At 56.6% G+C, this 26,491-nt stretch carries 20 protein-coding genes; 15 read left to right on the top strand and 5 right to left on the bottom strand.

The window, feature by feature from the left end; translation table 11 throughout:
• Positions 1 to 53: 53 nt before the first annotated feature.
• From UF64_RS16575 to UF64_RS16560, 4 genes are all read left to right on the top strand, one after another.
• A complete protein-coding gene (locus UF64_RS16575; RefSeq protein WP_044829728.1) occupies positions 54 to 1,226 on the top strand; it encodes an efflux RND transporter periplasmic adaptor subunit in 1,173 nt (390 codons plus the stop codon).
• A gap of 38 nt (positions 1,227 to 1,264) precedes the next feature.
• Positions 1,265 to 4,444, top strand: coding sequence for an efflux RND transporter permease subunit (locus UF64_RS16570; RefSeq protein WP_044829727.1), 3,180 nt, complete (start codon positions 1,265 to 1,267; stop codon positions 4,442 to 4,444).
• A 229-nt stretch (positions 4,445 to 4,673) separates the two neighbouring features.
• The gene (gene htpX / locus UF64_RS16565) at positions 4,674 to 5,675 is read left to right on the top strand and encodes a zinc metalloprotease HtpX (RefSeq protein WP_044829726.1); all 1,002 of its coding nucleotides are present in this window, start codon (positions 4,674 to 4,676) and stop codon (positions 5,673 to 5,675) included.
• 191 nt (positions 5,676 to 5,866) lie between these two features.
• Positions 5,867 to 7,486, top strand: coding sequence for a hypothetical protein (locus tag UF64_RS16560; protein WP_152630722.1), 1,620 nt, complete (start codon positions 5,867 to 5,869; stop codon positions 7,484 to 7,486).
• Positions 7,487 to 7,587: 101 nt separating this feature from the next.
• Here UF64_RS16560 and UF64_RS16555 read toward each other — a convergent pair whose 3' ends face one another.
• Positions 7,588 to 8,307 carry a Bax inhibitor-1/YccA family protein gene (locus tag UF64_RS16555; RefSeq protein WP_044829724.1) on the bottom strand — a complete coding sequence of 240 codons (720 nt, stop codon included), beginning with the start codon at positions 8,305 to 8,307 and terminating at the stop codon, positions 7,588 to 7,590.
• A gap of 270 nt (positions 8,308 to 8,577) precedes the next feature.
• Here UF64_RS16555 and UF64_RS16550 point away from each other — a divergent pair, with 270 nt between their 5' ends.
• Positions 8,578 to 10,083: a hypothetical protein gene (locus UF64_RS16550; RefSeq protein ID WP_235285120.1), complete on the top strand. Its 1,506-nt coding sequence runs from the start codon at positions 8,578 to 8,580 to the stop codon at positions 10,081 to 10,083.
• 122 nt (positions 10,084 to 10,205) lie between these two features.
• On the top strand, positions 10,206 to 11,822 hold the full coding sequence (locus UF64_RS16545) for an acyl-CoA synthetase (RefSeq protein WP_044829722.1): 1,617 nt from the start codon (positions 10,206 to 10,208) through the stop codon (positions 11,820 to 11,822).
• 108 nt (positions 11,823 to 11,930) lie between these two features.
• Here UF64_RS16545 and UF64_RS16540 read toward each other — a convergent pair whose 3' ends face one another.
• Together UF64_RS16540 and UF64_RS16535 are read right to left on the bottom strand one after the other, a co-directional pair.
• Complete coding sequence (locus UF64_RS16540; RefSeq protein WP_044829721.1) at positions 11,931 to 14,489, bottom strand: ABC transporter permease; 2,559 nt, start codon at positions 14,487 to 14,489, stop codon at positions 11,931 to 11,933.
• Entirely contained in the window at positions 14,486 to 15,232 is a 747-nt protein-coding gene (locus UF64_RS16535; RefSeq protein WP_044829720.1) for an ABC transporter ATP-binding protein, read from the bottom strand. Before UF64_RS16535 ends, UF64_RS16540 begins: the two co-directional genes overlap by 4 nt.
• Before the next feature lie 179 nt (positions 15,233 to 15,411).
• Between UF64_RS16535 and UF64_RS16530 the strand changes: the two genes are divergently transcribed.
• The 7 genes from UF64_RS16530 to UF64_RS16500 all read left to right on the top strand — a co-directional run bounded on the left by UF64_RS16530 (position 15,412) and on the right by UF64_RS16500 (position 22,737).
• On the top strand, positions 15,412 to 16,137 hold the full coding sequence (locus UF64_RS16530) for an arylesterase (protein ID WP_044829719.1): 726 nt from the start codon (positions 15,412 to 15,414) through the stop codon (positions 16,135 to 16,137).
• Between the two features lie 1,042 nt (positions 16,138 to 17,179).
• Positions 17,180 to 17,884, top strand: a complete 705-nt coding sequence (locus tag UF64_RS16525) for a J domain-containing protein (protein ID WP_044829718.1) — start codon at positions 17,180 to 17,182, stop codon at positions 17,882 to 17,884.
• Positions 17,885 to 18,028: 144 nt separating this feature from the next.
• Complete coding sequence (locus tag UF64_RS16520; RefSeq protein WP_044829717.1) at positions 18,029 to 19,147, top strand: FIST C-terminal domain-containing protein; 1,119 nt, start codon at positions 18,029 to 18,031, stop codon at positions 19,145 to 19,147.
• A gap of 150 nt (positions 19,148 to 19,297) precedes the next feature.
• Entirely contained in the window at positions 19,298 to 20,338 is a 1,041-nt protein-coding gene (locus UF64_RS16515; RefSeq protein ID WP_044829716.1) for an NADP(H)-dependent aldo-keto reductase, read from the top strand.
• 104 nt (positions 20,339 to 20,442) lie between these two features.
• Positions 20,443 to 21,309 (top strand): pirin family protein, encoded by an 867-nt coding sequence (locus UF64_RS16510; RefSeq protein WP_044829715.1) that lies wholly within the window; start codon positions 20,443 to 20,445, stop codon positions 21,307 to 21,309.
• A gap of 61 nt (positions 21,310 to 21,370) precedes the next feature.
• The gene (gene thpR / locus UF64_RS16505; RefSeq protein ID WP_044829714.1) at positions 21,371 to 21,967 is read left to right on the top strand and encodes an RNA 2',3'-cyclic phosphodiesterase; all 597 of its coding nucleotides are present in this window, start codon (positions 21,371 to 21,373) and stop codon (positions 21,965 to 21,967) included.
• Positions 21,964 to 22,737 carry a pyrroline-5-carboxylate reductase gene (locus UF64_RS16500; protein ID WP_044829713.1) on the top strand — a complete coding sequence of 258 codons (774 nt, stop codon included), beginning with the start codon at positions 21,964 to 21,966 and terminating at the stop codon, positions 22,735 to 22,737. Before thpR ends, UF64_RS16500 begins: the two co-directional genes overlap by 4 nt.
• A gap of 78 nt (positions 22,738 to 22,815) precedes the next feature.
• Here the strand turns inward: UF64_RS16500 and UF64_RS16495 are convergent, their stop codons facing one another.
• Together UF64_RS16495 and UF64_RS16490 are read right to left on the bottom strand one after the other, a co-directional pair.
• The gene (locus tag UF64_RS16495; RefSeq protein ID WP_044829712.1) at positions 22,816 to 23,478 is read right to left on the bottom strand and encodes an NAD(P)-dependent oxidoreductase; all 663 of its coding nucleotides are present in this window, start codon (positions 23,476 to 23,478) and stop codon (positions 22,816 to 22,818) included.
• A 34-nt stretch (positions 23,479 to 23,512) separates the two neighbouring features.
• The gene (locus UF64_RS16490; protein ID WP_044829711.1) at positions 23,513 to 24,418 is read right to left on the bottom strand and encodes an EamA family transporter; all 906 of its coding nucleotides are present in this window, start codon (positions 24,416 to 24,418) and stop codon (positions 23,513 to 23,515) included.
• An 81-nt stretch (positions 24,419 to 24,499) separates the two neighbouring features.
• Between UF64_RS16490 and UF64_RS16485 the strand changes: the two genes are divergently transcribed.
• Both UF64_RS16485 and UF64_RS16480 read left to right on the top strand, forming a co-directional pair.
• Positions 24,500 to 25,003, top strand: a complete 504-nt coding sequence (locus UF64_RS16485; protein WP_044829710.1) for a MarR family winged helix-turn-helix transcriptional regulator — start codon at positions 24,500 to 24,502, stop codon at positions 25,001 to 25,003.
• A 405-nt stretch (positions 25,004 to 25,408) separates the two neighbouring features.
• The gene (locus UF64_RS16480; RefSeq protein WP_200892692.1) at positions 25,409 to 26,413 is read left to right on the top strand and encodes a heme-binding protein; all 1,005 of its coding nucleotides are present in this window, start codon (positions 25,409 to 25,411) and stop codon (positions 26,411 to 26,413) included.
• The last annotated feature ends 78 nt before the right edge of the window (positions 26,414 to 26,491 follow it).

The following is a 26,491-nucleotide window of genomic DNA, read 5'->3' as shown; positions in this document are numbered from 1 at the left end:
TTGTTCCAAACGGGCCGCAAGTGCGCGGCGTAACCTATTTGGAAGATGGTACGATGCAGTCTCAATCAAAACGCAAAATTCTGCTGCCAGTCGCCGCCCTGGCGCTGGTCGCAGCCGCCGGTGGATATGGTCTGCATATCACCGGTTCCGCAGCGGATGAGGTCGCGGTTCAAACCGAACAAGCGGCCCCTCCGGCAACCCCGGTCACCGTATCGGGGATCAAAAGTCAGTCCGTCCGCCTCTGGAGCAACTTTTCCGGCCGCCTGAGTGCAGTCGAAGAAGTCCAGCTGCGCCCGCAGGTCAGCGGCGCGATTGTCGAAATCCGCTTTGAAGATGGTCAGTTGGTCAATCAGGGTGATGTTCTTGCCGTGATTGATCCGCGCAGCTATCAGGCCGCAGTTGACGAAGCACGCGCTGAACTGGCCGCCGCACAGCAAAGCCTGTCGCTGGCCAAAAAGGAAAAGGAGCGGGCCGAAAAACTCGTTTCCAACGGCACGGTTTCCAAACGCGTCTATGACGAACGCCTAAGCACCCATCAGGTCGCGCAAAGTGACGTCAGTCGCGCACGTGCCAAGCTGCAACAGGCCGAGATCGAACTTGATCACGCCTATGTCAAAGCACCGATCAATGGCCGGGTCAGCCGCGTCGAACTGACGGTGGGCAATCAGGTCAATGCCGGTGCCAGTGCGCCTGTCCTGACCACGATCGTCTCGACTGGGAAAATCTATGCCGATTTCGACCTGGATGAGCAGACCTTCTTCGCAAGCTTGGGTGAGAACGGCAAGATCGATGACGCCGCACAGACCATACCGGTCAATATGACGTTATCGAACGGGCGCCAGATTTCCGGCCACGTGCACAGCTTCGATAACCGGATTGATGCCCGCACCGGCACCATCCGCACCCGTGCGCTGTTTGACAATGTTGATGGCAATCTTCTGCCCGGCACGTTTGCCAGCCTTCAGGTTGGTACGCTGGCCAAAAGCAACGTCATCATGGTCTCACCCGAAGCCGTCAGCACCGATCAGGATCGCAAATTCGTCTATGTCGTCGAACCCGACAACACGGTTGCCTATCGCCAAGTGACTTTGGGCTCGGAAATCAATGGCATGCGCATTGTGACCTCGGGCTTGAACGAAGGCGATCTGGTGATTGTCAACGGCATCATGAAGGTCCGGCCGGGCATGCCCGTCGCACCTGAAATTCTGCAGGCCGCCGCATCGTAATCGATGCGTGACTGCGCTTTAACGCAAGGCTGAAAATCATGCAGAACCTGTCCCGATTTTTCGTGGATCGCCCGATCTTTGCCGGCGTCCTGTCCGTCCTGATGTTGCTGGCGGGCCTGATTGCCATGTGGCGTTTGCCGATTTCCGAATATCCGGAAGTCGTGCCGCCGTCGATCGTGGTCGAAGCCAAGTTTCCCGGCGCCAACCCCGCCGAGATTTCCGAAACCGTCGCATCCCCGCTTGAAGAACAGATCAACGGGGTCGAAGGGATGCTTTACATCAACTCGCTGGCCACCACCGATGGCAATCTGTCACTGACCGTGACCTTTGAAATCGGAACCGACCCCGATCTGGCCCAGCAAAAAGTCCAGAACCGTGTGTCGCAGGCCGAACCGCGTCTGCCCGACATCGTGCGCCAGCTTGGCGTGACGGTGGCAAAGCGGTCCCCGGACCTGACCATGGTCGTGCATTTGCGTTCGCCCAATGAACGCTATGACATGCTTTATCTGCGCAATTACGCAACACTGAATGTCCGTGACCGTCTGGCACGTATCAACGGTGTCGGGCAGGTGGGGCTGTTTGGTTCGGGCGATTATGCCATGCGCGTCTGGCTCAACCCGGACAAGGTCGCCGAGCGCAACCTGACAGCGGGTGAGGTGGTCTCAGCCATCCAAAGCCAGAACGTTCAGGTCGCAGCCGGCATCATTGGTGGTGCACCCTATGACAGCGGGGTGCAGTTCCAGTTGCCGATCAATATCAGCGGTCGTCTGGAAAGCCCCGAGGAATTCCAGAACATCATCATCAAACGCGAAACCGATGGCACGATCACGCGTCTGGGCGATGTCGCCCGGGTCGAGATGGAAGCACAGCAATATGCCCTGCGCTCCCTGCTTGATAACAAACCGGCTGTCGCCATTCCGATCTTTGCATCACCGGGTTCGAACGCGCTTGATATCTCAAGCAACGTCCGTTCGACCATGGAAGAACTCAAACAAAACTTCCCGGACGATCTCGATTACTCGATTGTCTATGACCCGACCGTGTTTGTCCGCGGTTCGATCAAATCGGTGATCAAGACCTTGCTTGAGGCCATCGCCCTTGTGGTGATTGTCGTGACGGTGTTCCTCCAGACGTGGCGTGCCTCGATCATTCCGTTGCTTGCCGTGCCGGTTTCGATCATCGGGACGTTTGCCCTGATGTTGTTGATGGGCTTTTCGATCAACGTGCTGTCGCTGTTTGGCTTGATCCTGGCGATTGGCATCGTGGTTGACGACGCGATTGTTGTGGTCGAAAACGTCGAACGAAACATCGAACGTGGCCTGTCACCGCGCGATGCCACCGTGGCCGCCATGCGCGAAGTGACCGGACCGATCATCGCGACCTCGCTTGTGATCACCGGTGTGTTTGTGCCGATTGCCTTTATTTCCGGCCTGACCGGCCAGTTTTATCAGCAATTTGCCCTGACCATCGCGATTGCCACGATCATTTCGACGATCAACTCACTGACGCTTAGCCCGGCTTTGTCGGCGGTCCTTTTGCGTGGCCACGATGCGCCAAAAGACTGGCTGACGCGCGGGATGGACTTTGTCTTTGGCTGGTTCTTCCGGGGCTTCAAGCGCTTCTTTAACCGCAGTACCGATCTTTATGCCGGTGGTGTGAAGCGTCTGCTTGGCGTGAAGGCGATCATGATGGCGCTTTATGTCGGCCTTCTGGCCCTGACCTATCAGGGGTTCCAGATCCTGCCGACCGGCTTCGTGCCGCTTCAGGACAAGCAATATCTTGTCAGCTTCGCGCAATTGCCCCAAGGCGCGACACTTGATCGCACTGAAGACGTCATTCGCGAAATGTCTGACATTGCGCTCAATGAACCCGGTGTTGAAAGTGCGGTGGCCTTCCCGGGGCTTTCGATCAACGGGTTCGTGAATAGCTCAAGTGCGGGCATCGTCTTTGTCACGCTGACCGACTTTGCTGAGCGTACCAGCGACGATCTGTCGGGGCTGGCCATTGCTGGCAAGCTTCAGCAGAAATTTGGCGCAATTGACGAGGCCTTTGTTGCCATCTTCCCGGCACCGCCGGTGCAGGGTCTTGGCACGGTCGGCGGGTTCAAGCTGCAGGTGCAGGATCGCTCTGATCAGGGTTACGGCGCGCTTGATGATGCTATGAAACAGGTCCTTGCCAAGGCATGGGCTGCCCCGGAACTGACCGGTGTGTTTTCAAGCTACAACATCAACGTGCCCCAGCTTCAGGCAACGCTTGACCGCACCAAGGTCCAGCAGCTCGGTATCCCGGTCGATGAAATCTTCCAGACCATGCAGGTCTATCTCGGCTCGATGTATGTCAATGACTTCAATGCCTTTGGCCGCACCTATCAGGTGATCGCACAGGCGGACAAGCCATACCGTTCAAGCCCGGAAGACATCCTGCGTCTGCAAACACGCAATGCAGATGGCGACATGGTGCCGCTTGGCTCTGTGCTGTCTGTTTCCGAAACATTCGGGCCGGATACGGCGATGCGTTACAACGCGTTTCGTTCGGCTGATCTCAATGGCAATGCGGCACCGGGTTATTCCAGTGGCGAAGCACAGGCAGCGATTACCAAGATCCTTGATGAAACATTGCCGCCTGGTATGTCCTATGAATGGACGGAGCTGACCTATCAGCAGATCCTTGCGGGCAATACAGCGATCTTTGTTTTCCCGATCTGTATCCTGCTCGTGTTCCTGGTGCTGGCGGCACAATATGAAAGCCTGACCATGCCATTGGCGGTCATTCTGATCGTCCCGATGAGCATCCTGTCTGCTGTCTTTGGTGTCTATCTGTTCGGGGGTGACAACAACATCTTCACCCAGATCAGCCTGTTTGTGCTGGCCGGGCTGGCCTCAAAGAACGCCATCCTGATTGTCGAGTTCGCCCGCGAACTTGAACATCAGGGCCGCAGTACCCTTCAAGCCGCGATCGAGGCCAGCCGCCTGCGTCTGCGCCCGATCCTGATGACTTCCCTGGCCTTCATCATGGGTGTCGTCCCGCTGGTCCTGTCCAGCGGTGCCGGTGCCGAGATGCGCCACGCGATTGGTATTGCCGTCTTCTCGGGCATGCTGGGCGTGACGGTATTTGGCCTGATCCTGACCCCGGTCTTTTATGTCCTTGTACGCATGATTGGCCGGCGCAACGATGTTCGTGAACTCGACGGGGCTGGCGTTGACCAGCCTGCGGAGTAATCGACCTCGTTGCACAAAATAGCCGGACCGTCTTTTTCCCCCGACCCCGCCGGTCCGGCTGTTTTTTCATCTCCCTCGACGGGGCTGGCTCATGCCAGCCCCGTTTTCCTTTTTGCCCGTTTTCCTTTTTTGATGTGAGCCATATCTCAGTCTGGTCTGATGGCCCTTGCCATGGCGCGACATCGCCTTATCTTTCGGTCGGAATGTTTGTCGATAAGGGTTTTCGACCATGAACTATGTGCGTACAGGTTTGCTGCTTGCCGGGTTGACCGCGCTGTTTGGCGCGGTTGGCATGATGATTGGCGGGCAACAGGGCATGATCATTGCGCTGCTGTTTGCAGCTGCCATGAACGTGTTCGCCTATTGGAATTCCGATGCCATGTTGCTGCGCATGCGCAGTGCACGGCAGGTGGATGACAAAACAGCACCCGAACTGGTGGCGATGGTGCGTGATCTTGCGCGCAATGCCGATCTGCCGATGCCCAAGGTTTACGTGATCGAAAATGCGCAACCCAACGCCTTTGCCACCGGTCGCAACCCGGAAAATGCGGCGGTGGCGGCAACCACGGGGCTGCTCAAGCTTCTTGATCGCAATGAAATCGCGGGTGTGATGGCCCATGAACTTGCGCATGTCAAAAACCGTGACACCCTGACCATGACCATCACCGCGACCATCGCCGGTGCCATTTCGGCATTGGCCAACTTTGCGATGTTTGCCGGCATGTTTGGTGGCAACCGCGACAATAATAATCCGCTCGGCGGGCTTGGCATGATCCTGATTGCCATTCTGGCGCCGATGGGGGCGATGATCGTTCAGATGGCGATTTCACGCACCCGCGAATATGAAGCCGACAAGATCGGCGCGGAAATCTGTGGCCATCCGATGTGGTTGGCCTCGGCCCTTCATAAGCTTGATAAGGGCGTACATGCCGTGCCGAACATGGACGCCGAACGCAACCCGGCGATGGCGCACATGTATATTGCCAACCCGCTGTCGGGGAAGGGCGTTGATAACCTGTTTTCAACCCACCCCAATATGGCCAACCGCATCGCCCGCCTGCAGGCGATGGCGGGTGCTTCGCGAACCCCGGCACAGGGCCGTCAGGCAGCCACGGCTCCGCGTTCGTCCAAGCCCGCATCGGCACGCGGACCGTGGGGGCGCAAAGCCATAAAACCGGCCTCCCCCGAACGTAGCAGCGCGCGCCAGCGCAAACGGCCCTGGGAGTCGTAAACCAGCCAAAATCCTGTTTTGTCGGATGGTTATGACCCCCAACTAGGGGTCGTTTGTCCTATTCTTCGGTATGATGAAAATGGCAATGCACAGCATTGACCAACCCGAAATACAGGACGAAAATGTTCTGACAAAAGTCTTGAACTCCTGCGATCGAGGCTCCGATATGCAGGGGATGGATAAGGACAAGAATGGCTGGTTTCTGGTCAATGGTTGGCCTTGTGTTCAAATCCTTGATCACGGGTGCCGAAACTGTCGATGACATGGGGGATGGTGTCGGGCATGGCCTGACGGCCAGTGGCGTGTTGTGCCAATATGGCGTTGCACGTTTCAGCCCGGACAAGACCAACGCCCAGATCGGCGGCGAAACCAGCGACGAAATCACCGACATCGTGATGGCAGCCCTGTCATCTGTTCCCGAAAGTGCCGGGATCCGTGTCGACCAGTTCTTTTCTCCTAACCCCGATGCCGCCGACCCGTTCCAGGCCATCCGCGAGGCACAATTGGGTGTGCTTAACCTTGCACACCGCAAGGATGCCGATACCGCCTTCTGGGGGCGTCAGGATACCCGCAATGGCCACCTTGACCTCTATATGGTCAGTGATGCGCTGACATCCTCGCTTTATGACCTGATGTTGCCGCAGGTTTACAGCTTCCGGCAGCCAACCCATGCCGACGTGTCCGAGGCCCTGCGTGTATTGCTGAATGCCCAGCTGGTGCTGAAATCGCGCGGCGGCGAACAGCGCGCGCTTCAGATCGCCCGACTGTCCGCGATCATGGAAGATTTGCAGGACCGTGTCCTTGGCGGCGATGTCTTCTCGCAGGCTGGCTCTGGTGCGGCACTGGCCTATGGTTTCGGGGCGTTTGTCCTGTCTGAAACCGGGGATCGGTCTTACTGCGGCAGCGCGCTTCGTGTCATGGAACCCTATATCCGCCAGATGATCAGCGATATCGCTGACAAGCCAGTGGCGGCTGCGGGCAAAACCGAAGCACCAACCGGGCTTAAGGGCGAAACGCTTTCTGGCGCGGCCGCGGATCAGGCCAACCATGAAGCCCAGACCACCGAACTGCTTGATCGGGTCAGTGATTTTTCCAAGGTCAATCCGCGTACCACCGCCGCACTTGCGCTTTACGGGGCACTTGTGAACTGGTCGCTTGTCGCCAATCTCAAAGCCCGACCCGGCGCATTGTCGATTGCGATCTGGCGCATGCTGGAACGCCGGATCGAACTTTCCATGGGCTCACCGGTTGATCGGGCGCTATCGATCTGCAAACTGGGCGAGGCCATGGTGTTCACCGGCAAGGACAAGGAAGACGCCAAAATTGTCGATAAGGGGGCCGGTCACTACCGCCGCGCACTTGGCATGATCAATGCCCGTGTGCACGGTCCGCTATATGCGACAATTGCCTATGGCCTGGCCGAGGCGATTGTGTCTTCTGCGACCATCCGCGATGTCACCATTCCCGATACACAGGTTGTCCCGGTCTTTCAGGCCGCACTCAAGGTCTGCGCCAGGCGCGATCAGCCCTATATCTGGGGCCGGATCATGTTTGCGCTCGCGACCGTCTATCTGACCAATGGCAACCTGCACAAGGATATCGAAATGCTCACCCACGCGCGGATGAGCTATTCACAAGCCTACGAGGCCTTTAACGAAGCCGGGGCGAAGGGTGCAGCACGCGCGGCATCAGGCGGCTATTCTCGTTCGGAAAACTTCCTGTCTCAGCTTGGCCATCGCAAGGCGGTCATGGATGCCACCGGCGGAACGGGCGGGGGCGAGGTGGCAAAGGATGCGGCGGGCGCTTCCTGATCCCACTGATCCCGGCCACAGTTACCCATCAGGAATTCAGACAAAAAGAAACCCCCGCAGCGGCTGCTGCGGGGGTTTTGACTGCGTATGCCGGCTTACTTCTATTCGCGGTTACCGAAGAAGTGCAGCAGCATGATGAACAGGTTCACGAAGTCGAGATACAGACGCAGCGCGCCAAACAGGGCTTTTTTGCCTGCGGTCGTTGCATCGTCGTGCTCGTGATACTCTTCCTTGATTTTCTGGGTGTCATAGGCGGTAAGGCCCGTGAAGATCAGAACACCAGCCGCCGAAATGACGAACTGCAGCATCGTGCTTGCAAGGAAGATGTTCACCACCATCGCGATGATGATACCGATCAGGCCCATGAACAGGAAGCTGCCCCAGCCCGACAGGTCTTTCTTGGTGGTGTAGCCAAACAGGCTCATCGCACCAAAGGTACCCGCGGTGATGAAGAACGTACGAGCAATCGACTCACCGGTGTAAACCAGGAAGATCGACGCCAGGGACAGACCCATCAGACCTGCATAGACCCAGAATGTCGCCTGTGCGGCACCAAAGCTCATCTTGTGGATGCGTGCGCTCAGGAAGAAGACAAGCCCGATCGGGGCCAGCATGACAATCCAGTGCAGTCCAGTGCCGAAAATAGCCTGCATCAGGGTCGGGCTGGTCGACACAGCCATTGCCACGATACCGGTCAAGGCAAGTGCAGATGCCATGTAGTTGTAGACACGCAGCATATAGGCGCGGAGACCTTCATCGATCTCGGCCGCCGACCGGCCAACCGAGACGTCATAGCCGCGTTGACGCGTTTCAAAAGCCATTGAAATCCCTCTTTGATCCAATAATGAGCAGAAGGCACTGATATACCTCTGCGATGATCAAAATATGGCAGGATTTCTGTGAAAAGCAACGTTTTGCCAGATTGCGCACGCTTACGCTGTCCTCAGATGTGAACTTGTTCACCCCGGATATGACGCTATCGTGAAATCAGCCAGTTAGGACAGGTTTTGTAAACCGGTCTATAATGACGGTCTTAGGGACTCGCAAAGCATTCCATCAACGCATATAGGCCCCGCACTATGTCACGGCCCATGTCACGCCCCTTCACAAGCCATATGTCGCTGCCAAACCCGCTCCGGGGTTTCGCGCGCGCAATGGCAACGGGCGCGCTGATTGCGGGGTTTGTCTGTGCTATCGCCTCAGCCGGGCAGGCGCAAAATGCCAACCTTAAACGCACGCCCGGTGATGGCGACATTCCGGTCTTTACCGATACTTATGCCGGATCGGAATTCTGCGCTGATGGCAGTGGCAATGCCCCATGCGCCATTGCCCCGGTCGATGTACCGGAATTTGATGCCAGTTTCGTCTATCGTTTTCTCGCCTATCACGCGCAGCGCCCGTTTGACCGCTTTTCATGGCAGGCCTTTACATCGCTAATGGCCCCGCTCGATCAGCCGGATCAAAAAGCCCATTGGGAAACCTTCCCGACACGTCGCGATCTGTTTGACGAGGTCACCTATCCCAATCCGGCCTGTGCCAACGATCTGCCCGACGGGCATTTGCTGCTGGCAAGCTATCTGCAATCGACGGGCGATGTCCTGATTGATCAGGCGGGCAACTTCGTTCTGTTTGAAACCCGCATCAATCCGGTTGCGTCCGATTATATCACTGCCAACACCCTTCAGACCCGACTCGGGCGGGCAGCATTCGCCAAATCCGGGCAGGCCATCGACTTCCCGACCGGCCATCTGGACCCCGAAATGGCCGATGCGGTGAAGCTGGCCTCGGTCAATCCCGCACCCAACGCTGATTCGGTCATTCCGGCTTCGGCGCCCGGTCAGATGGGCGCGCAACTGCTGAAATTCGCATGGCGAATTCTGCCCGACGATGAAGCAACACAGAACAACCGCTATGTCACCCGACCAGCACGGATCTCGCTTGGCGGGGATCAGACGCTTGATGGGCAGGTCAAGTGTCTTGATGTCACGGTCGGGCTGGTTGGTATGCATCTGGTTCAACGGGTGGCCAGTGGCAATGGGGATCGCTGGATCTGGGCGAGTTTCGAGCATGTCGACAATGTCCCCCTGGCCGCCAATGCCAGACGCCCCAACAGCATCATCACCAAGGAGCCGTTTGAAAATGGTTGCCTTTCCCCCGGCGCCCTCGATCAGGCCTACGCTTTCTATGGTGGAAAGACCGCCAGTGGCAGCCCGGCCAATCAACCGATATCCGACGCATTGAAATGGGCGGATGCCGCGCCTTATGCCCGCCTGTCTTCGGGCGAGACGCCAACATCACCTGATATCGTGCGCTGCTGGCGCTTGTTCTCCGGCACAGCCGAAGGCAACTTTGTCTGGCAGAGCAAACTGTCTGGCAATGTCTTGGCAAACTACATGCTGCTTGGCACGCAATGGATCGGTAATCCCGGTGGTGCGCCATTTGGTGTTGGCGAGGTGCCGCGCTTTTTGACCAACAGCACGCTTGAAAGCTTCATGCAGGATCAGGATGACGCCACCTGCCTTGGTTGTCACGCACGTGCCACCAGCGATGCCGGGCAGATATCGAACTTCACCTTCCTGCTGGACACGGGCAGCTAAAGAACCGCAAGCAGAAGTCCCCTTAACAGAGACCTTCCAATTTCTCCCGATTGCCACTAGCATGCATCGCAACATTTGCCGCAGCCAAAAACAAATAACAGCGGCGAATTCAGGGAGGAAATATGCTGGGCAGTCGTTCTGACTATGCTTCGGTGCGTTCGCAATTCTCATGGAACGTGCCAACCCACTTTAATATCGGTGTCGATGTTTGCGACAAATGGGCGGACGATCCGGATCGTCTGGCACTGATGCATCGCAGACGCGATGGCACGCGCCGTGATTACACCTTTTCACAGATCAAGCGCCTGTCGAACCGCTTTGCCAATGTCATGCGCCGTCATGGGATAAGGCGCGGTGATCGGGTCGGCATCCTATTGCCGCAAAGCCCGGAAACGGCGATTGCCCATGTTGCGACCTACAAAATGGGCGGCATCGCCGTGCCGCTCTTTACGCTGTTTGGCGTCGATGCGCTGGAATACCGGTTGGGCAACTGTGCCGCCAAGGCGCTGGTGACCGATAAGGAAGGGGCGGCCAAAATCGCTGAAATCCGCGATCTGCTGCCTGCCCTTGAATATGTCTATGTGATCGATGGTGCGCCCGATAACTGCTTTGACTTCAAGGCCCTGTCATCAGAAGCCAGTGACGAGTTCGAGCCGGTCAATACCCGTGCCGATGAACCAGCCCTTATCATCTACACATCGGGCACCACCGGGCAGCCAAAGGGCGCCTTGCATGCCCATCGGGTGTTACTCGGCCATTTGCCCGGTGTCGAAATGTCGCATGATTTCTTCCCCGAAGACGGCGATGTCATGTGGACCCCGGCCGACTGGGCCTGGATCGGCGGGCTTCTGGATGTTTTGTTGCCGGCCTGGCATCACGGGGTGCCCGTGGTGGCCCACCGGTTTGAAAAATTCACCCCCGAAGATGCCTTTCGCCTGATGGCCGAATATGGCGTGCGCAATACCTTCCTGCCGCCAACGGCGCTTAAGATGATGCGTGCCGCCGGTGACGATATGGCGCGAAAGTTCAACTTTAAACTTCGCTCTATTGCAAGTGGTGGTGAAGCATTGGGCTCAGAACTCCTTGATTGGGGGCGCCGGGTGTTTGGCGTCACGATCAACGAGTTTTATGGCCAGACTGAATGCAACATGGTCGTTAGTTCCTGTCAGTCGATGATGGCCTCAAAGCCCGGCGTTATGGGTCGTCCGGTACCCGGGCACGATGTCGCGGTGATTGATCTCGGTGGCAAGGTGCTGGAGCCCGGTGAAATGGGCCGCATTGCCGTGCGTGCGCCCGATCCGGTGATGTTCCTTGAATATTGGCGCAATCCCGAAGCCACGCGTGACAAGTTTGTCGGTGAATGGCTGCTGACCGGCGATATGGGCTGTGTCGATGCCGATGGCTATATCCGCTTTGTCGGGCGCGATGATGATGTCATCAGCTCGGCGGGCTATCGCATCGGCCCGGGCGAAATCGAAGATTGTCTGATTGCTCATCCTGCCATCCGCATGGCTGGTGTCATCGGCAAACCCGATGATCAGCGCGGCCAGATCGTAAAGGCCTTTGTCGTGCTGGCCGATGGTTTTGCCCAAAGCCCGGAGCTTGAAAGCGAAATCAAGGACTTCGTCAAAACCCGACTGGCGGCACACGAATACCCGCGCGAGATCGCCTTCCTTGATCAGTTGCCAATGACGACGACCGGCAAGGTGGTCCGCCGTGTCTTGCGCGATATGGCCTGATCTTCAGTCCCTGATTTCAAATCGTTTACGAAACGGTTTTTGCAAAAAACAAGGCCGGGTCCCCATGGATCCGGCCTTGTCTGCTTAAGGTCTTTGGTGTCGGCTGGCTTATTCGTTGCGCAACAACGGGGCGGCCGGGCTACGCAGTGCCTGCCAGGTACCGACGAAGCCGGCTGCCAGTGTGGCAAACAGGCCAATCGCAATCGGTCCGATGATGGTCATTGGCAGCAATACCCAGTTGGCTTCCATGATCAGAACCAACACCGACCAAGCGGCAACCGATCCGACCAGGGCCGCGATCACGCCGGTGGCAAGGCCAAGGATCCCGTATTCCAGCGCATAGGCATAAAGGATGTTGGCCCGTGTTGCGCCCAAGGTCTTGAGCACCACGGCATCATAGATGCGTTTGCGCCGACCGGCCGCAACCGCCCCGCCCAGCACCAGCACACCTGCGACAATCGCAATCATGCTGGTCGCATTAAGTGCCGTTCCGATCCCGGCCAGAATGGCGTTGGCCGCTTCGAGTGCTTCACGCACCCGGATCGCCGAGACATTCGGGAAGTCCAGGCCGATCATGCGATCAACCGGTTCTTCCATTTCGCGCGGCATATGCGCAGTCGCGATCAGGCTATAGGGCGCCTTGTCGATCAGGCCCGGTGAAAACACCATCGCGAAATTCATGCGAAGGCTTTGCCATTCGATCTCCCGCCAGTTGGCGATCTCGGCCGTGATATCACGGCCCAGCACATTGACGGTCAATGTGTCGCCCGGCTCAAGGTCAAAGGCATTGCCGATATCCGCACTGATCGAAACAAGCGGCTTGGACGCATCATTGTAATCAGCCGGCCACCATTCACCGAGCACCAGCTTGGTTTCGGGCGGCGGGGTGGCCGCAAAGGTCAAACCGCGATCACCGCGCAGGAACCAGCGATCATCGCCCGGCCCGACATCGTTGGAATTAACGCCATCGACCGCTGTGACCCGACCACGCAACATCGGTGTTTGTTCGATATCCGAAACATTATCCTGTGCCAGAAGCTGACCGCGGAACTGATCAATCTGATCCGGGCGGATATCCAGGAAGAAGAAGGCCGGGGCAGAGTCCGGCAGGTTCTCGTTGATCTCGTTATCAAGGTTGCCCTCGATCCCCGAAATCGTCACCAGCAACGTCAATCCCAATCCAAGCGACAGCGCAACCGGCACGGTGCTTGCCCCCGGACGGTGCAGGTTGGCCAGCGCCAGTCTGGAAAAGGCACTGCGTCCCGTGATCAACCGTTTCGAAAGGGATACGATACTTTGCCCGGCATAGGTGAAAATCACCACGGCCGCGGCCGACCCGCCAATAAAGCCAAGGGCAATCGCCTTGTCGGTCGCAGTCAGCACAGTCAGGATCAGCAACAGAACAAGCGGCACACCGATATAGGGCAGGTCACGCTTGCGCACCGGACTGCCACTAAACAGGCCGGCACTGGCCCGGAACAATCGCGCTGCCGGAATCTCACGTGCGCGCAGAAGCGACGGCAGGGCAAAGACCAAAGTGGTCAGAACGCCAAAGCTGGTCGCAATGACAAGCGACGGCAATGCCGGACCCAGTGTCACATCAATCGGCAACCGCCCGGAAAGAAGCGGCGCAATCAGTGCCGGTGTCACTGCACCGATCAGAAGCCCGATACCAATCCCGATCAGGGCCAGCACAAGGATCTGCAGGAAGTAAATCCGCAGCACCAGCGCATGCGACGCCCCGATAGATTTAAGTGTCGCAATGACGGATGTTTTGCTTTCGATATGGCTGCGCACCGCATTGGCCACCCCGATGCCGCCGACCAGAAGGGCCGACAGACCAACAAGGGTCAGGAACAGGGTCAACCGTTCGATAAAGCGTTTCAGCCCCGGGTTTGCATTGGCGGTATCGCGAATGCGCCAGCCCGCATCCTCAAACCGCTCTTCAAGCCGTTCGCGAAAGGCGGTCGGGGTTTCATTATCATTGATATCCAAAGCGTAATAATAGCGGATCAGGCTTCCCGGCTGCACCAGCCCGGTCTCCATCAACCCGTCCATCGACACCATCAGGCGCGGGCCAAAGTTGAAAAAGCCAACTGCCTTGTCGGGCTCCGTTGCGATCACGCCGCGGATCTGAACATCAATATCGCCAAGGGCAACCGTATCACCGACATTGATCCGAAGCCGTTCAAGCAAGCCTGCCTCGGTCACAGCCCCCCAAACGCCATCCTTCTGATCAAGGATGCCCTCAAAGGGCACACTATCGGCAAGCACCATCTCGCCAAACAGCGGATAGGCATCATCAACCGCCTTAAGCTCCACCAGGCGGCGCTGGTCCGGGCCATAGGCCGTGGTGCGCATGGTGGCCAGTTCGGCGACCCGTTCGGTGTTGGCGGTTAACCACTCGATCTGATCGCCGGTGGCTTCCTGATGGGTCAGGCGGAGTTCGACATCGCCCCCCAAAAGCTTCCGTCCGTCGCGCTCGAGTGCTGATAGAACGGATTCCGAAACGTTTCCGACAGCAGCAATCGAGCCGACACCCAGCGCAAGGCAGGCGAGGAAAATACGAAAACCCGACAGCCCGCCGCGCAACTCGCGCCGGCAGACCCGCCAGGCAATGGACCAAAGGCGGTCCGCGCCATCTGTGGGAGTAACCGCTGTGCTCATGACTGCGATTCCAGATGCGAAACGATTTCGCCGTCGCGCAGCATCACCGTGCGATCGCACCGCTCGGCAAGCCCCGGATCATGGGTAATCAAAAGCAAAGTCGACCCGCGCCGTTTGGTCAGATCAAACAGCAATTCAATAATCGTTTCACCGGTCGTACCATCAAGGTTGCCGGTCGGCTCATCTGCCAGCAAAAGCTCCGGATCGGTGGCTAGCGCACGGGCGAGTGCCACGCGCTGCTGCTCCCCGCCTGAAAGCTGTCCCGGATAGTGATCGGTACGGTGACCCAGCCCGACATGCTCCAATTCCTCGCGCGCCTTTTCAAAGGCATCCTTGCGTCCGGCAAATTCCATCGGAAGCGCAACGTTTTCCAATGCGCTCATGGTCGGGATCAGATGGAAGTCCTGAAACACGATGCCGACATGATGGCGGCGATAAAGTGCAAGCCCATCTTCATCAAGGGCGCGCAAGTCGTTGCCGCAGACCTTCACCACACCTTCCTGGGCTTGTTCCAGTCCGGCAATAACCATCAAAAGGGATGTCTTGCCCGACCCGGACGGACCAACAAGGGACACGCGCTCGCCAGCGCCAATCGAAAGATCGACCCCCTTTAGGATCTCGACAATCCCGGCCGGACCCTGCAGCCGCAGCTTCAGGTTTTGCACATCAATTGTCTGTTTTGGCACTTCACCAGATGCCGCAATATTTTGTTCCGGTATCGTGGTGGTTTCGGTCACACTCATTTCAGGTCCTATCGGGTTGTCCGTTGCAAGATCAACAAAGCAGGTTACATAAGCTTACGGATCAGGACGTTTCTGGTTCAGACTTCTTTTGATCTGAATGACTTCCGTCTGCGTTCTATAAGGGTAAACGGTTGCAAACCGTTCTCGCAAGATCGCAGCATATCAAGGTGAGATTTGTAATGAATTTGGCGTTTGGGCAAGGTCACACTGTAATCAAGTTCACGCACAAGCTGTCATCGCGGGCGCGCAAATCCGCGCGCTTGGCGCTTGCGACCCTTGCCGTTGCAACGCTTGGGGTGGGCGGTTTTGCCTATGAAACCCGTGCGCAGGATGCCGATCAAACGCCAAAAACCCTTGTCTTATTTGGCGATAGCCTGATGGCGGGCTATGGCCTTGCCCATGAAAACGGCTTCGCCCCCAAACTTCAGGCAGCGCTTAAGGAAGCTGGCCATGACGTCGAAGTCATCAACAGCTCCGTCTCGGGCGATACCACGGCAGCGGGCCTTGCCCGCCTTGACTGGGCACTGGTTGAAAAGCCTGATGCCGTCTTGCTTGAACTGGGCGCCAATGATGCGCTGCGCGGTATGGAACCGTCCCAAACCCGCGAGAACCTGGCAGAAATCCTTGAAAAACTGCGCGGCATGGATGTCGATGTCTTGCTGGCTGGCATGATGGCCCCGCCCAATATGGGGGCGGCCTATGGTGATGAATTCAACAGCATCTATCCTGACCTTGCCAGCAGCTATCAGGTTGATCTTTATCCGTTTTTCCTTGAAGGCGTTGCAGCGGAACCCGGCCTTAATCAGGATGACGGCATGCATCCCAATGCCGAAGGTGTCGAGGTCATTGTCAAGCGGATCCTGCCCGCCGTAATTGGCCTGCTGCAAACCACGGACGCCAGCTAAACAGCGAAAACCCTGCGTTGCCGTGCAGGCGCCTGGCGCGAAATCCCCCGAAAACAGCCAATTTCGGCGATCGGGATGAATTCGGCACGCCATAGCCTTAACCAAACCCCGCTTTTGCTAACACATCCATGCTTCGCATCACCGCAGCTGCGAACAGGCGGTAGGGAAAAGGATGCCTGAACAATTCTTGCGCCGGGTTTGACGGCGATGCGGAAAATCAACCGCTTTCCAAGGGTTTATGCGGCTTTCAGCAGGTTATAAAATTTCACAAATCCGCAAATCAGCGCAATTATGCCGCATCAAAGCAGTGAAAAACTGCATATGTAGATAGAAAACATCAACAACCCGAAACGATTACCCCGACGCACCCGCCAAAGGCCTGGGGATTACAGTTGGAAGATATATAATCGATTAAATTCAACAAGTTATGTAACCCCATGGAGTGGTGTTCGCCCCATGAATCTCGCCTGAAAATCCCCATTTGGGGACCAAAACAGGGTGTTTGGTGTGAAATTAACACCTCATTTACTTTCGGTTATGTTCCGAACTGTCTTTCGGTTAACTGCGTATGTTGTTTTTGAAAATCTTCCCCGACAGAAGGCAGCCTGCAAATTCGGAATTTGGAGGTTTTGGCTTTGCCGGGAGGTTGACCGTGTTTTGCAGTGAACTTACGATAAATCGTTATAATTCAATACATTAGATCAAATTCGCACTTGTGCTCGCAATGTGCGCTCTGTGGATAACTTCCAACTGGCCGAAATAGGCGTAGCGGGTGTGGGAAATACACGTCGACTAACAAATTATCAGCGATATCAATGTGTTGAATGTCCTAAGGGGATTCCATTGATTCCCAACGAGTCGCCAATTGGCCTGTGAATGAATCGGAAGCGATTCAATTTTGACTGCAAATGCAGTTGCAGGGGCCGGAATCCGTCGATACACTTCCTAAATATCAAGCTGAACGGCAAGTGTGATCTGCGCATTCAACGTTCGGTTTCGTTAGTTTAAGTCAAATACTTCAATGCCTTAAAGGGATTGTTCTGTGTCGTCTTCTTCCACCGTCAAGCAGTCCTACACCATTCCCTGTTCCTCGATCTTTCGCGATGCGGTGCTACAACTGGCAGAACGGCGCGGCGTGAATGCCGCCGATCTGGCGCGCTCGGTCATGCTGATCGTCCCGGAAAAGGCGATTGAGGAATATCAGGATCCCGGCGACCCGCCGAAAAGCGACCGCGAAACCATCGTTTTGAAATCCGGCCCGGCCGAAGGGCGCCCGTGGCGGCGCAAGCCACGCCTGCAATTGCGCCTGCCGCCGGGCTTTTCGGTGGTCACGGTGCGCAAGGCACTGCAGATGGCGATCGATTTTGATGCCGGTGATGTGAATATGCGCGTCGAGAAATCTGATGTTCTCGCCGCCGAACGGGCTGCCCTCGAAGAGGCACGCGCGCTCAAGAAACGTCAGGCAGAACCACCTGTTGAGCTTCTGCAATCGCGCGAAGAACTCGAACGTCTGCGTCAGATTGTTGATAATCTGGCCTTTGATCCGCTGGATCGCGGTGTCACGACCTTTAATGAGGCCCTTCATGTCATGGGCTTTCCGCCCAGTGCCCGTCCGGACCTGCGCGCGATCCGTGCGAAATACCGCGTTCTTGCCGCTATCCATCATCCCGACAGCAATTATGGTTCCCACCAGCGCATGACGCAGCTAAATGCCGCGATGGAGATTTTGCGCAAACATGTCGCCTGACGGTTGGCCCGGGCTTGGTGACAAACCACCCTGCTGGCCCTTGTCGAAGGGTTGGCGCAATGCTTAGATGTAGGAAAGTGGATTTCTGGTTCGCGACCGGGCACAAGACCCGGGCAGCCTGACCAGTCAGTAACGGGAGACAGCATGACGGCGGAATTTCGGGCGGCACATGCCAGCGGCGAAAACTGGGCCTCGGTCGCATCCGAGCTTGCAGAACTTCTCGAAAAGGAACCGCTGCCAAAGCAGGCGCTGGCTTTTTTATATGTCTCCGAACCGCTTGCCGAAGATCTTGGCAGTATCCTGACCTTCCTGCGTTCCCGCCTGTCGATTGAACACTGGATTGGAACGTCCGGTGTCGGGGTCTGCGGTTCTGGCCGGGCCTATTTCGGCGTTCCGGCGGCTTCTGTCATGGTCGCCCCCTTTGCCCGTGACGAATTTCATATCTTCCAACCGCTCAAATCCGATGCCGATCTTGATGCCCCTGATCTGCAAAGCGCGATTGATCGTCTGCAGCCGATCTTTGGTCTGGTGCATGGCGATCCGGGTGCCCCCGACAGCCTTGGTCAATTGGCTGAGCTGGCGCGATTGGGGTCGACCTATCTGGTGGGCGGTATTGCCTCGGGCGAGCGTGGCGCGCCACAGATTGCTGATCGTGTGGTGGATGGTGGTCTTTCGGGCGTTCTGTTTGATGGCAAGACCAGTGTTCAGGTCGGCATCAGTCAGGCCTGCACCCCCGTCGGTCCGGTCCATCGCGTGACCGAAGGCCGCGAAGGCATTGTCGCCACCCTTGATGATCGCCCCGCACTTGAGGTGCTCAAGGAAGAGCTTGATTCCGACGGCGGTGAGCAATCCATGGCATCGGGCCGCTATCACGCCGCCCTGATGGTGCCGGGGTCTGATACCGGTGATTTCGTCGTGCGCAATCTGATGGGCATTGATCCGCAAAACAACATGATCGCGATCAGCGGCGATGTGCAGGCGGGTGACGCCATCCGCTTTGTCCGCCGCGATGGGGCGGCCGCCGAACAGGATTTGCGCCGCATGCTGGCTGATTTGCAAAAACGCCTGCCGGGTAAACCGCGCGGGGCGCTTTATTGCAGTTGTGTCGCCCGTGGCCCGCATCTTTTTGGCACCGAAAGCCGCGAAATGATGATCATCCGTGATGAATTGGGTGATTTGCCGCTGACCGGTTTTTACGGCAATGGCGAAATCTGCAATGACCGTTTCTATGGCTATACTGGGGTTCTGACCCTGTTTATCTAGGGCATCGCCAAGCCCGCCTGACACCCGATAACAAGAAATTTCCCCGCCAGCGGTTTCATCACGCGATCAAGCGGATATATTCATACCATTGCAAAATCATGTGCCGCATCGATCCAGTGGGTCGCGCGGTGCAAAACAGGGGAATTTCATATGGAATATCGTCGACTGGGGCGGACTGACATTGATGTCAGCGTGATCTGCCTTGGCACCATGACCTGGGGCCAGCAGAACACACAGGAAGAAGCTTTCGAACAGCTTGATTACGCCACTGCCAACGAAGTCAATTTCATCGATACCGCCGAAATGTATCCGGTCCCGGCGATGGAAGAGACCTTTACCGCCACTGAAACCATCATCGGTAACTGGCTCGAAAAACGCGGCCGTCGTGATGATCTGGTGATTGCCACCAAGGTCGTCGGTCCGGCGGATCGCTTCCCGTATGTGCGTGGCGGGCCGCGTCTGACCCGCGGGCAGATCTTTGAGGCAATCGACGGATCGCTCGCGCGTCTTAAAACCGACTATGTCGATCTCTATCAGCTCCACTGGCCGGATCGGAATTCCAACTTCTTCTCCAAACTGGGCTACACCCACGACCCGGAAGAAGAATTCACCCCGATCGAGGAAACCCTTGAGGCCCTTGATGAGCTGGTCAAGGCCGGCAAGATCCGCCATATCGGGCTTTCGAATGAAAGCCCGTGGGGCCTGATGAAGTTTCTGGCCCTGGCTGAAAAGAACGGCTGGCCGCGTGTGGCTTCGGTTCAGAACCCCTATAGCCTTCTGACACGTCAGTATGAAGTTGGTCTGGCTGAATGTTCGATCCGCGAAGATGCCGGACTTCTCGCCTATTCGCCGCTGGGTGGCGGGGCCCTTTCGGGCAAATATCTTGGTGGTGCCCGTCCGGAAGGCGCGCGCGTTTCCAAATGGCCGGAATATTTCGGTCGTTACCTTAAGGAAAACGGCATCAAATCGACCGAGGCCTATGTGAAGCTTGCCCGTGATAACGGTCTTGATCCGGCCCAGATGGCGCTGGCCTATGTCAATTCGCGCCCGTTCCTGACGTCGAACATTATTGGCGCGACCAGCATGGAACAGCTGAAATCCAATATCGGTTCGGCCAACATCACGCTTTCGGATCACGTTCTCGAAGAGATCGAGAAAATCCATCAAATCTACACCTATCCCTGCCCGTAAGGCCTTCGCCCTTCGGTCACAGGATCGTCAGATTTTGATCCCAGACTTCAGAGATACGGCGGGGAAACCTGCCGTATCCCTTTAATCCAAGACGGAGGCGACCCATGGTGACCCGCATTACTGGCAAGGAAGCTGATCTTGGGGATATGACGGTCCGGCGCATTCTGCCCCATCGCGAAGCGCGCGCGGTCGGCCCGTTTGTGTTCTTTGATCACATGGGCCCGGTGAAATTCGAAACTGGCCACGGCGTTGATGTGCCCCCGCACCCCCATATCGGGTTGGCTACCGTCACCTATCTTTTCAATGGTGCGATCCTTCATCGCGACAGTCTCGGCAGCAATATTGAAATCACCCCGGGTGATCTCAACTGGATGCATGCGGGCCGGGGCATCACCCATTCCGAACGCGAAACCGAGATTGTGCGCAATTCCGTTCACGCCCTGCATGGTTTGCAGCTTTGGGTCGCCCTCCCCGAAGAGGACGAAGAATCTGATCCCGCCTTTTATCACGTGCCCAAGGATGACCTGCCCATCATCGAGGATGCCGGTCTTCACATGCGCCTGATCGCAGGCGAGGCCTTTGGCAAAACCGCCCCCGTGCCGGTCAAATCCAAGCTCTATTACCTTGATGTCGCCATGGACGAAGGCGCACAGCTGCTTCTGCCCGGCGAAAATCAGGAAGGCGCGGTCTATGTTGTTTCCGGCACACTTCTGATTGATGGCGAAAGCTATGACAGCGAAACCCTTGCCTATGTCGCGCCCGAAGAAATCCCTGATATCGTTGCCAAAACCGATTGCCGGGTGATGCTGCTCGGCGGTTTGCCACTTGGCAAACGTCATATCTGGTGGAACTTTGTATCAAGCAGCAAGGATCGGATCGAGGCCGCCAAAGCCGACTGGGCCGCGGGCAAGTTCCCGCAGATCGATGGCGAGGATGACGCCTTGCCGCTGCCGGAACGCTCAACCGGATAAACGTCACGTTTTTGGCGTGACGTCGTTTACTTCCACCCCGAACCTGAATTGGACTTAAGACATGCGTTTGTTTGTTGGTGTGGAAATTCCCCACGATATTGCGGTGGAGCTTTATCCGCTGGGGCGCGCGATCAAGGGGCTGGATGCGCAGACCCCGGAAAACATGCACATTACGCTTAAATTCATCGGCAATGTCGATCCAGGCCTTGCTGGCGAAATTGATCAGGCATTGTCGCAGGTCGCGTTCGAACCGTTTGATCTGCAGGTGTCCGGGCTTGATATGTTTGCCTCAAGCCGCAAGGTCCGCATTTTCTGGGCCGGGGTAAAGGATCAACCGGCACTCCGCCTACTTGCCAACCGGGTGGAAAACGCGCTTGTGGCGCTGGATGAATGCCCGGATATGGATATGCGCAAATTCACCCCGCACATCACGCTCGGGCGCAATCGCGATGCGGCGCGCGCATCCATCGAACAGGCGATTGTCGATCATGGCGATGTGAGTTCGCGGGTGTTCACTGTTGATCGTTTCTGTTTGTATGAAAGCCATTCCACCGTCGATGGTCCGGAATTTCGCGTGATCGCCGCCTACGATGGCAAGGACGGCCCGATCCAGGAGCCGGACCTGACCGGTGCCTTCGTCACAGAGGATTTTCAATGAAACTTGGCTTTATCGGAACCGGCGCAATCAGCGATGCGGTCATTCGCGGTCTTTTGACCAGTGACTACCCGGCAAGCGAAATCATCGTTTCACGCCGAAGCGCACATATCTCGCAAAAACTCGCCGCCGACTTTGACCGGGTGCGGGTCGAAGACGACAATCAGACAATCATTGATCAGTCGGACATGATCTTTCTCGCGGTCTTGCCGCAAATTGCCGGGGATGTTCTCTCAACACTGCGCGTACCCGACGACAAAAAGATTGTCAGTCTGATCGCGACCATTCCGATTGCTGATCTTAAGTTCTGGCTTGGCACCAACGCGCAATGTGACCGCGCCATTCCCCTGCCGCCGGTCGAACATCATGCCTGCGTTACGGCGGTCTATCCGGGCTCGCCCGATGTCATGACCCTGTTTGAAAAGCTCGGCGGCGCAGTGGCGGCCGCGACCATTGATGCCTTTGATAGCTATGCGGCGGGCAGTGCCCTGATGGCGACCTATTTCACCGTGCTTGAAAGTGCCGCACAATGGATGGTCAAACAGGGATCCGACTATGCCGATGCACGCCGTTACCTCGCGGCCCTGTTTTCCGGCCTTGCGCAAAACACCGACAAATCCCCGGATCAAAGCTTTGCCGATCTCTATGACGGCCACATCACCGCAGGCGGCCTGAACGAACAGGTCGCGCAAACCTTCATCCGCGAAAAGGGCACCGATGCCCTTCATATTGCCCTTGATGAAGTCTTTGCCCGCATCAAAGCTTCTTCCTGATCATATTTATGCAACGAGAAACAGGCGGCCATGAAAGCCGCCCGTTTTTCTGTTCTATATTACAGTGCAGGTGGTTCTTCAGGCAGCCGCCTTGTTCTGATACCCCACCGTCAGGCGCTGCTGCCCGCCATTGCCGGCTTCGATCAGATCGACCATGGCATAGCCGAAGTCGGCAAAGCTGATCCGCGCCATCCCGTCATGATCGGGCACAAGCGTATCGGTGCCGCGCACATACTGACCGGTCAGCGAACCTTGGAACAGCATCGCGGGCGGACGCAGGCAGGTCCATTGCACATCGTCATACTGATCAAACAGTGCATCCTGCTTCGCACAGGCCTCGGCAATCGGGCGCACGGCATCGGGCAGGAAGTCCGGTGCGGTCAGAACCGTGTGGCCACTGTCATTCGCCAGCTTCAGGGTCGCAGCGCCACCGGTGAGATAAATCGGGGTTTTGGTTTTACGTGCCGCATCCAGCAGCACCTTGCTCAGATCGACCAGCAGGCTTTCCGATCCCGTGATCGGGCGCAGCGCACTGATCGCGACGTCATGCTCTGCCATCAGCGCGGTGATCCGCTCAGGATTGGTCAGCACATCAAGGCTTTCACGTGCAACCTCACCCGGCATATGCGCCAACTTATCGATATTGCGCGCAATCGCAGTGACGCTGTGGCCGCGCTTGATGGCTTCATGCAGGGTGGCGGTTCCAACATCGCCAGTGGCGCCAAACAGGACAATTTTCATCGGACGTTTCCTTATATATGTGGGGCGTAAATTTTCAGGTGGTGCGAGGGGCAGGGTCGGTTATCGCGGGCTGAATTGCGGCTGGTGACGCTTTGAGGCGGGCGGCGCGTTGGCCAAGCCAGATGCTCGCCAGCACGACAATCACCCCAAACATCTGAAGGGAACTGAGCGCCTCGCCCAGAATGATCCAGCCGAGCAAAACCGCACTGGTCGGGCTTAAAAAGCCAAAGCTTGTCACGGTCGTCGGACCCAGTCGCGCAATACCCCTGAACCACAGGTAATAGGTCAGCGCCGCTCCGATCAGACCCAGCCACACCAGTCCGGCAAGGTTGGTCAGGCTAGGGGCCGGAAAGCCGGGCTCAGCGACCAGCGCGACCGGGATCAGAAGCAACCCGCCTGTGGTCAATTGCCAGGCGGTAAAGGTCAGTGGCGAAACCGGCGGCTGCCATTTACGCGTCATCACGGTGCCGGCTGCCATCGATGCGGCCCCCAAAAGGGCAGCCGCAATGCCAACCGGATCAAGGCTGCTGGTCGGGCCAAGCACGAGCATCGCCACCCCGATCAATCCCGAAACCGCGGCAACAATCCCCAGCATCGTGATGCCCGATCCAAGCGCGAAGCGGGCCAGAAACAGCACAAGCAACGGCTGGATCGCGCCAAGCGTTGCCGCCACCCCGCCCGGCAAGCGATAGGCCGCGACAAACAGCATCGACCAGAACACGGCAAAGTTCAGTGCACCCAGGATAAACACCCGGGTCCGCCATCCCGCAGGCGGCAATTGCCGCACAACAAGCAACAGGATCAAACCCGCCGGCAGCGCCCGCAAAAGCGCAACGGTCAGCGGAAAGCCGTCGGGCAGCATTTCCGTTGTGACGATATAGCTACTTCCCCAGATGATCGGGGCAAGTGCTGTGAGGCATAAATCAGTCGTTCGGCTCATGGGATACCTCCATTTATCTTGACGTCAAGATATATTCAGAAATCTTGACGTCAAGATAAATATTTGGGAGAACATCAAACCATGGATAAAGTTGATCGCATTCTCGCGCAGTGGCGCCGTGAAAGACCCGACCTCGATGTCACGCAAATGGGCGTGATTGGCCGGGTGGGGCGGCTGCGCAATCAGTTAAGCGCTGCCCACGAACGTGTTTTCAAAAAATACGATCTGTCACCGGCAAGCTTTGATGTCCTGGCAACCCTGCGCCGCTCCGGCCCGCCTTATGCCCTAAGCCCGTCGGAACTCATCGACTGGACCATGGTGACATCGGGCACCATGACCAATCGCCTCGATAAGCTTGAAAAGGCCGGGCTCGTCACGCGCCAGCGCAACCCGGAAGACGGTCGCGGCTTCGTCATTGCCCTCACCGATCAGGGGTTCGAGCTGATCGACGCCGCCGTCACCGACCATGTCGCCAACCAGCATCAAATTATGGAAGCACTAAGCGAGAAGGAACGCGAACAGCTTGATAGTCTGTTGCGCAAATGGCTTTTTGCGCTCGCGACCGGTAATCCGGACGCAGGATAGATCGGGCATACGAACTGCCCAAACTTAAGCAATTTTCTAAGTATCTCACATCGATGAACAGACCAAGAATTTACGATCTTGATCTGTTTGGGTCCAGTGCCCAGCGATAATTTACGCAATATTTCGGAGAAATTTAACAATCATAATCTCGTAATAATTGTTTTCATTGCTATTAATTTAGAAAAATTATATAAACCTATAAGTAGAAAACAATAGAGAGAATATTGCGAAAATATCGTTTTTAAATGAAATGCTTCCCGCACTTCATAATGGACAAACAAGGTCTCGCACTGACTGATTTTCCTCGAAAGATAACTGCTTTGCGAGGAGTTAAGAGAAGCGTATTGGTCGTTGCGACAATGTCATATCTGTTTGTTTGGGGGGTATTCATCAACCGGAAAGGTTATGAATATGCAGGATACTTCGCCCAATACCCAGCCGGACTTGTCTAAGCCGCTCATCACAGAGCCAGTTCAAACCTCACCCGGTGTACCAATAACCGATCTTGGACCTCTGCATTATCTGATCGGTACATGGACAAACCAGAACTTGCCAGGCACGGAAAAAGGTGATTCCAAATCTCCATATTCCTATAATGTGATGCCATTGCCGCAGGTGGACCCGACCAGTCCATCGGGTTTCATCCTCAAGAACTTCTCATACTATGAAGAATTAACCTTTTCGGCCATTCACGGTAACGCCGAAAATCGCGGCGGAATTGGCGCTCAGACGGCCTATACCCTTTTCTATGAACAGCGCGTGTATTTCGCCGAAGGTCCGAATACCGACGCACTCGTTCACGCCGAAAATGGGTCTTTGTTGTTCCTCCGCGACGGGTTCCAGCAACTCGGACCTTACGGAAACGGCGACAGCCCGGGAATCGGCAACAAGAATGTCACCAACAGCATGCCACCCACGCAGGCTTTCAATCTGGTGAAACAGGTATCTGTGCCGCATGGCAACTCTATCCTTGCGCTGGGAAACTATGATCTAAATGCCGGCCCCATCAATGGGGTGCCAGAAATTCTACCCGTAAGCGTATTGCCAGAGGGTTTTTCCAGTCTGCCGCCGCAATACACCAACCTTGATCCTGTCATGAATCCCCAGCCCAACTATACAGCCAACCCGAACCTGGTTCTGAACGAAGCCCTTGCCGCGCGGCCATGTTCTGGTTTCCTTACTTTGGCGATGAGCACATCCAACGGTAAGGGCGCGGTAACCAATATCGGGTTCGAGCAGCAACATGCGAATGTGCAAGGCTACGATTTTACATACTGGCTCGAAGCTTTCGATGGCACAGACAATTTCACCCAGCTGCAATACAGCCAGACCATCTGGATGCAGCTTCCGGTGGGTGGCAGGTTGCTCACTTTCCCACATGTGACAGCGAACACGATGACCAAGGTTTAGAATGCCTGAGGTCGCTTGTTGATTATGTGTGCTTGGGCAAGTCGCCATGAATGTGCGCGCATATCATCCGACATACTC

The sequence above is a fragment of the Thalassospira sp. HJ genome (assembly GCF_000948415.1).
Lineage (GTDB): Bacteria > Pseudomonadota > Alphaproteobacteria > Rhodospirillales > Thalassospiraceae > Thalassospira.
This window is presented reverse-complemented; position numbering and strand designations above follow the sequence as displayed.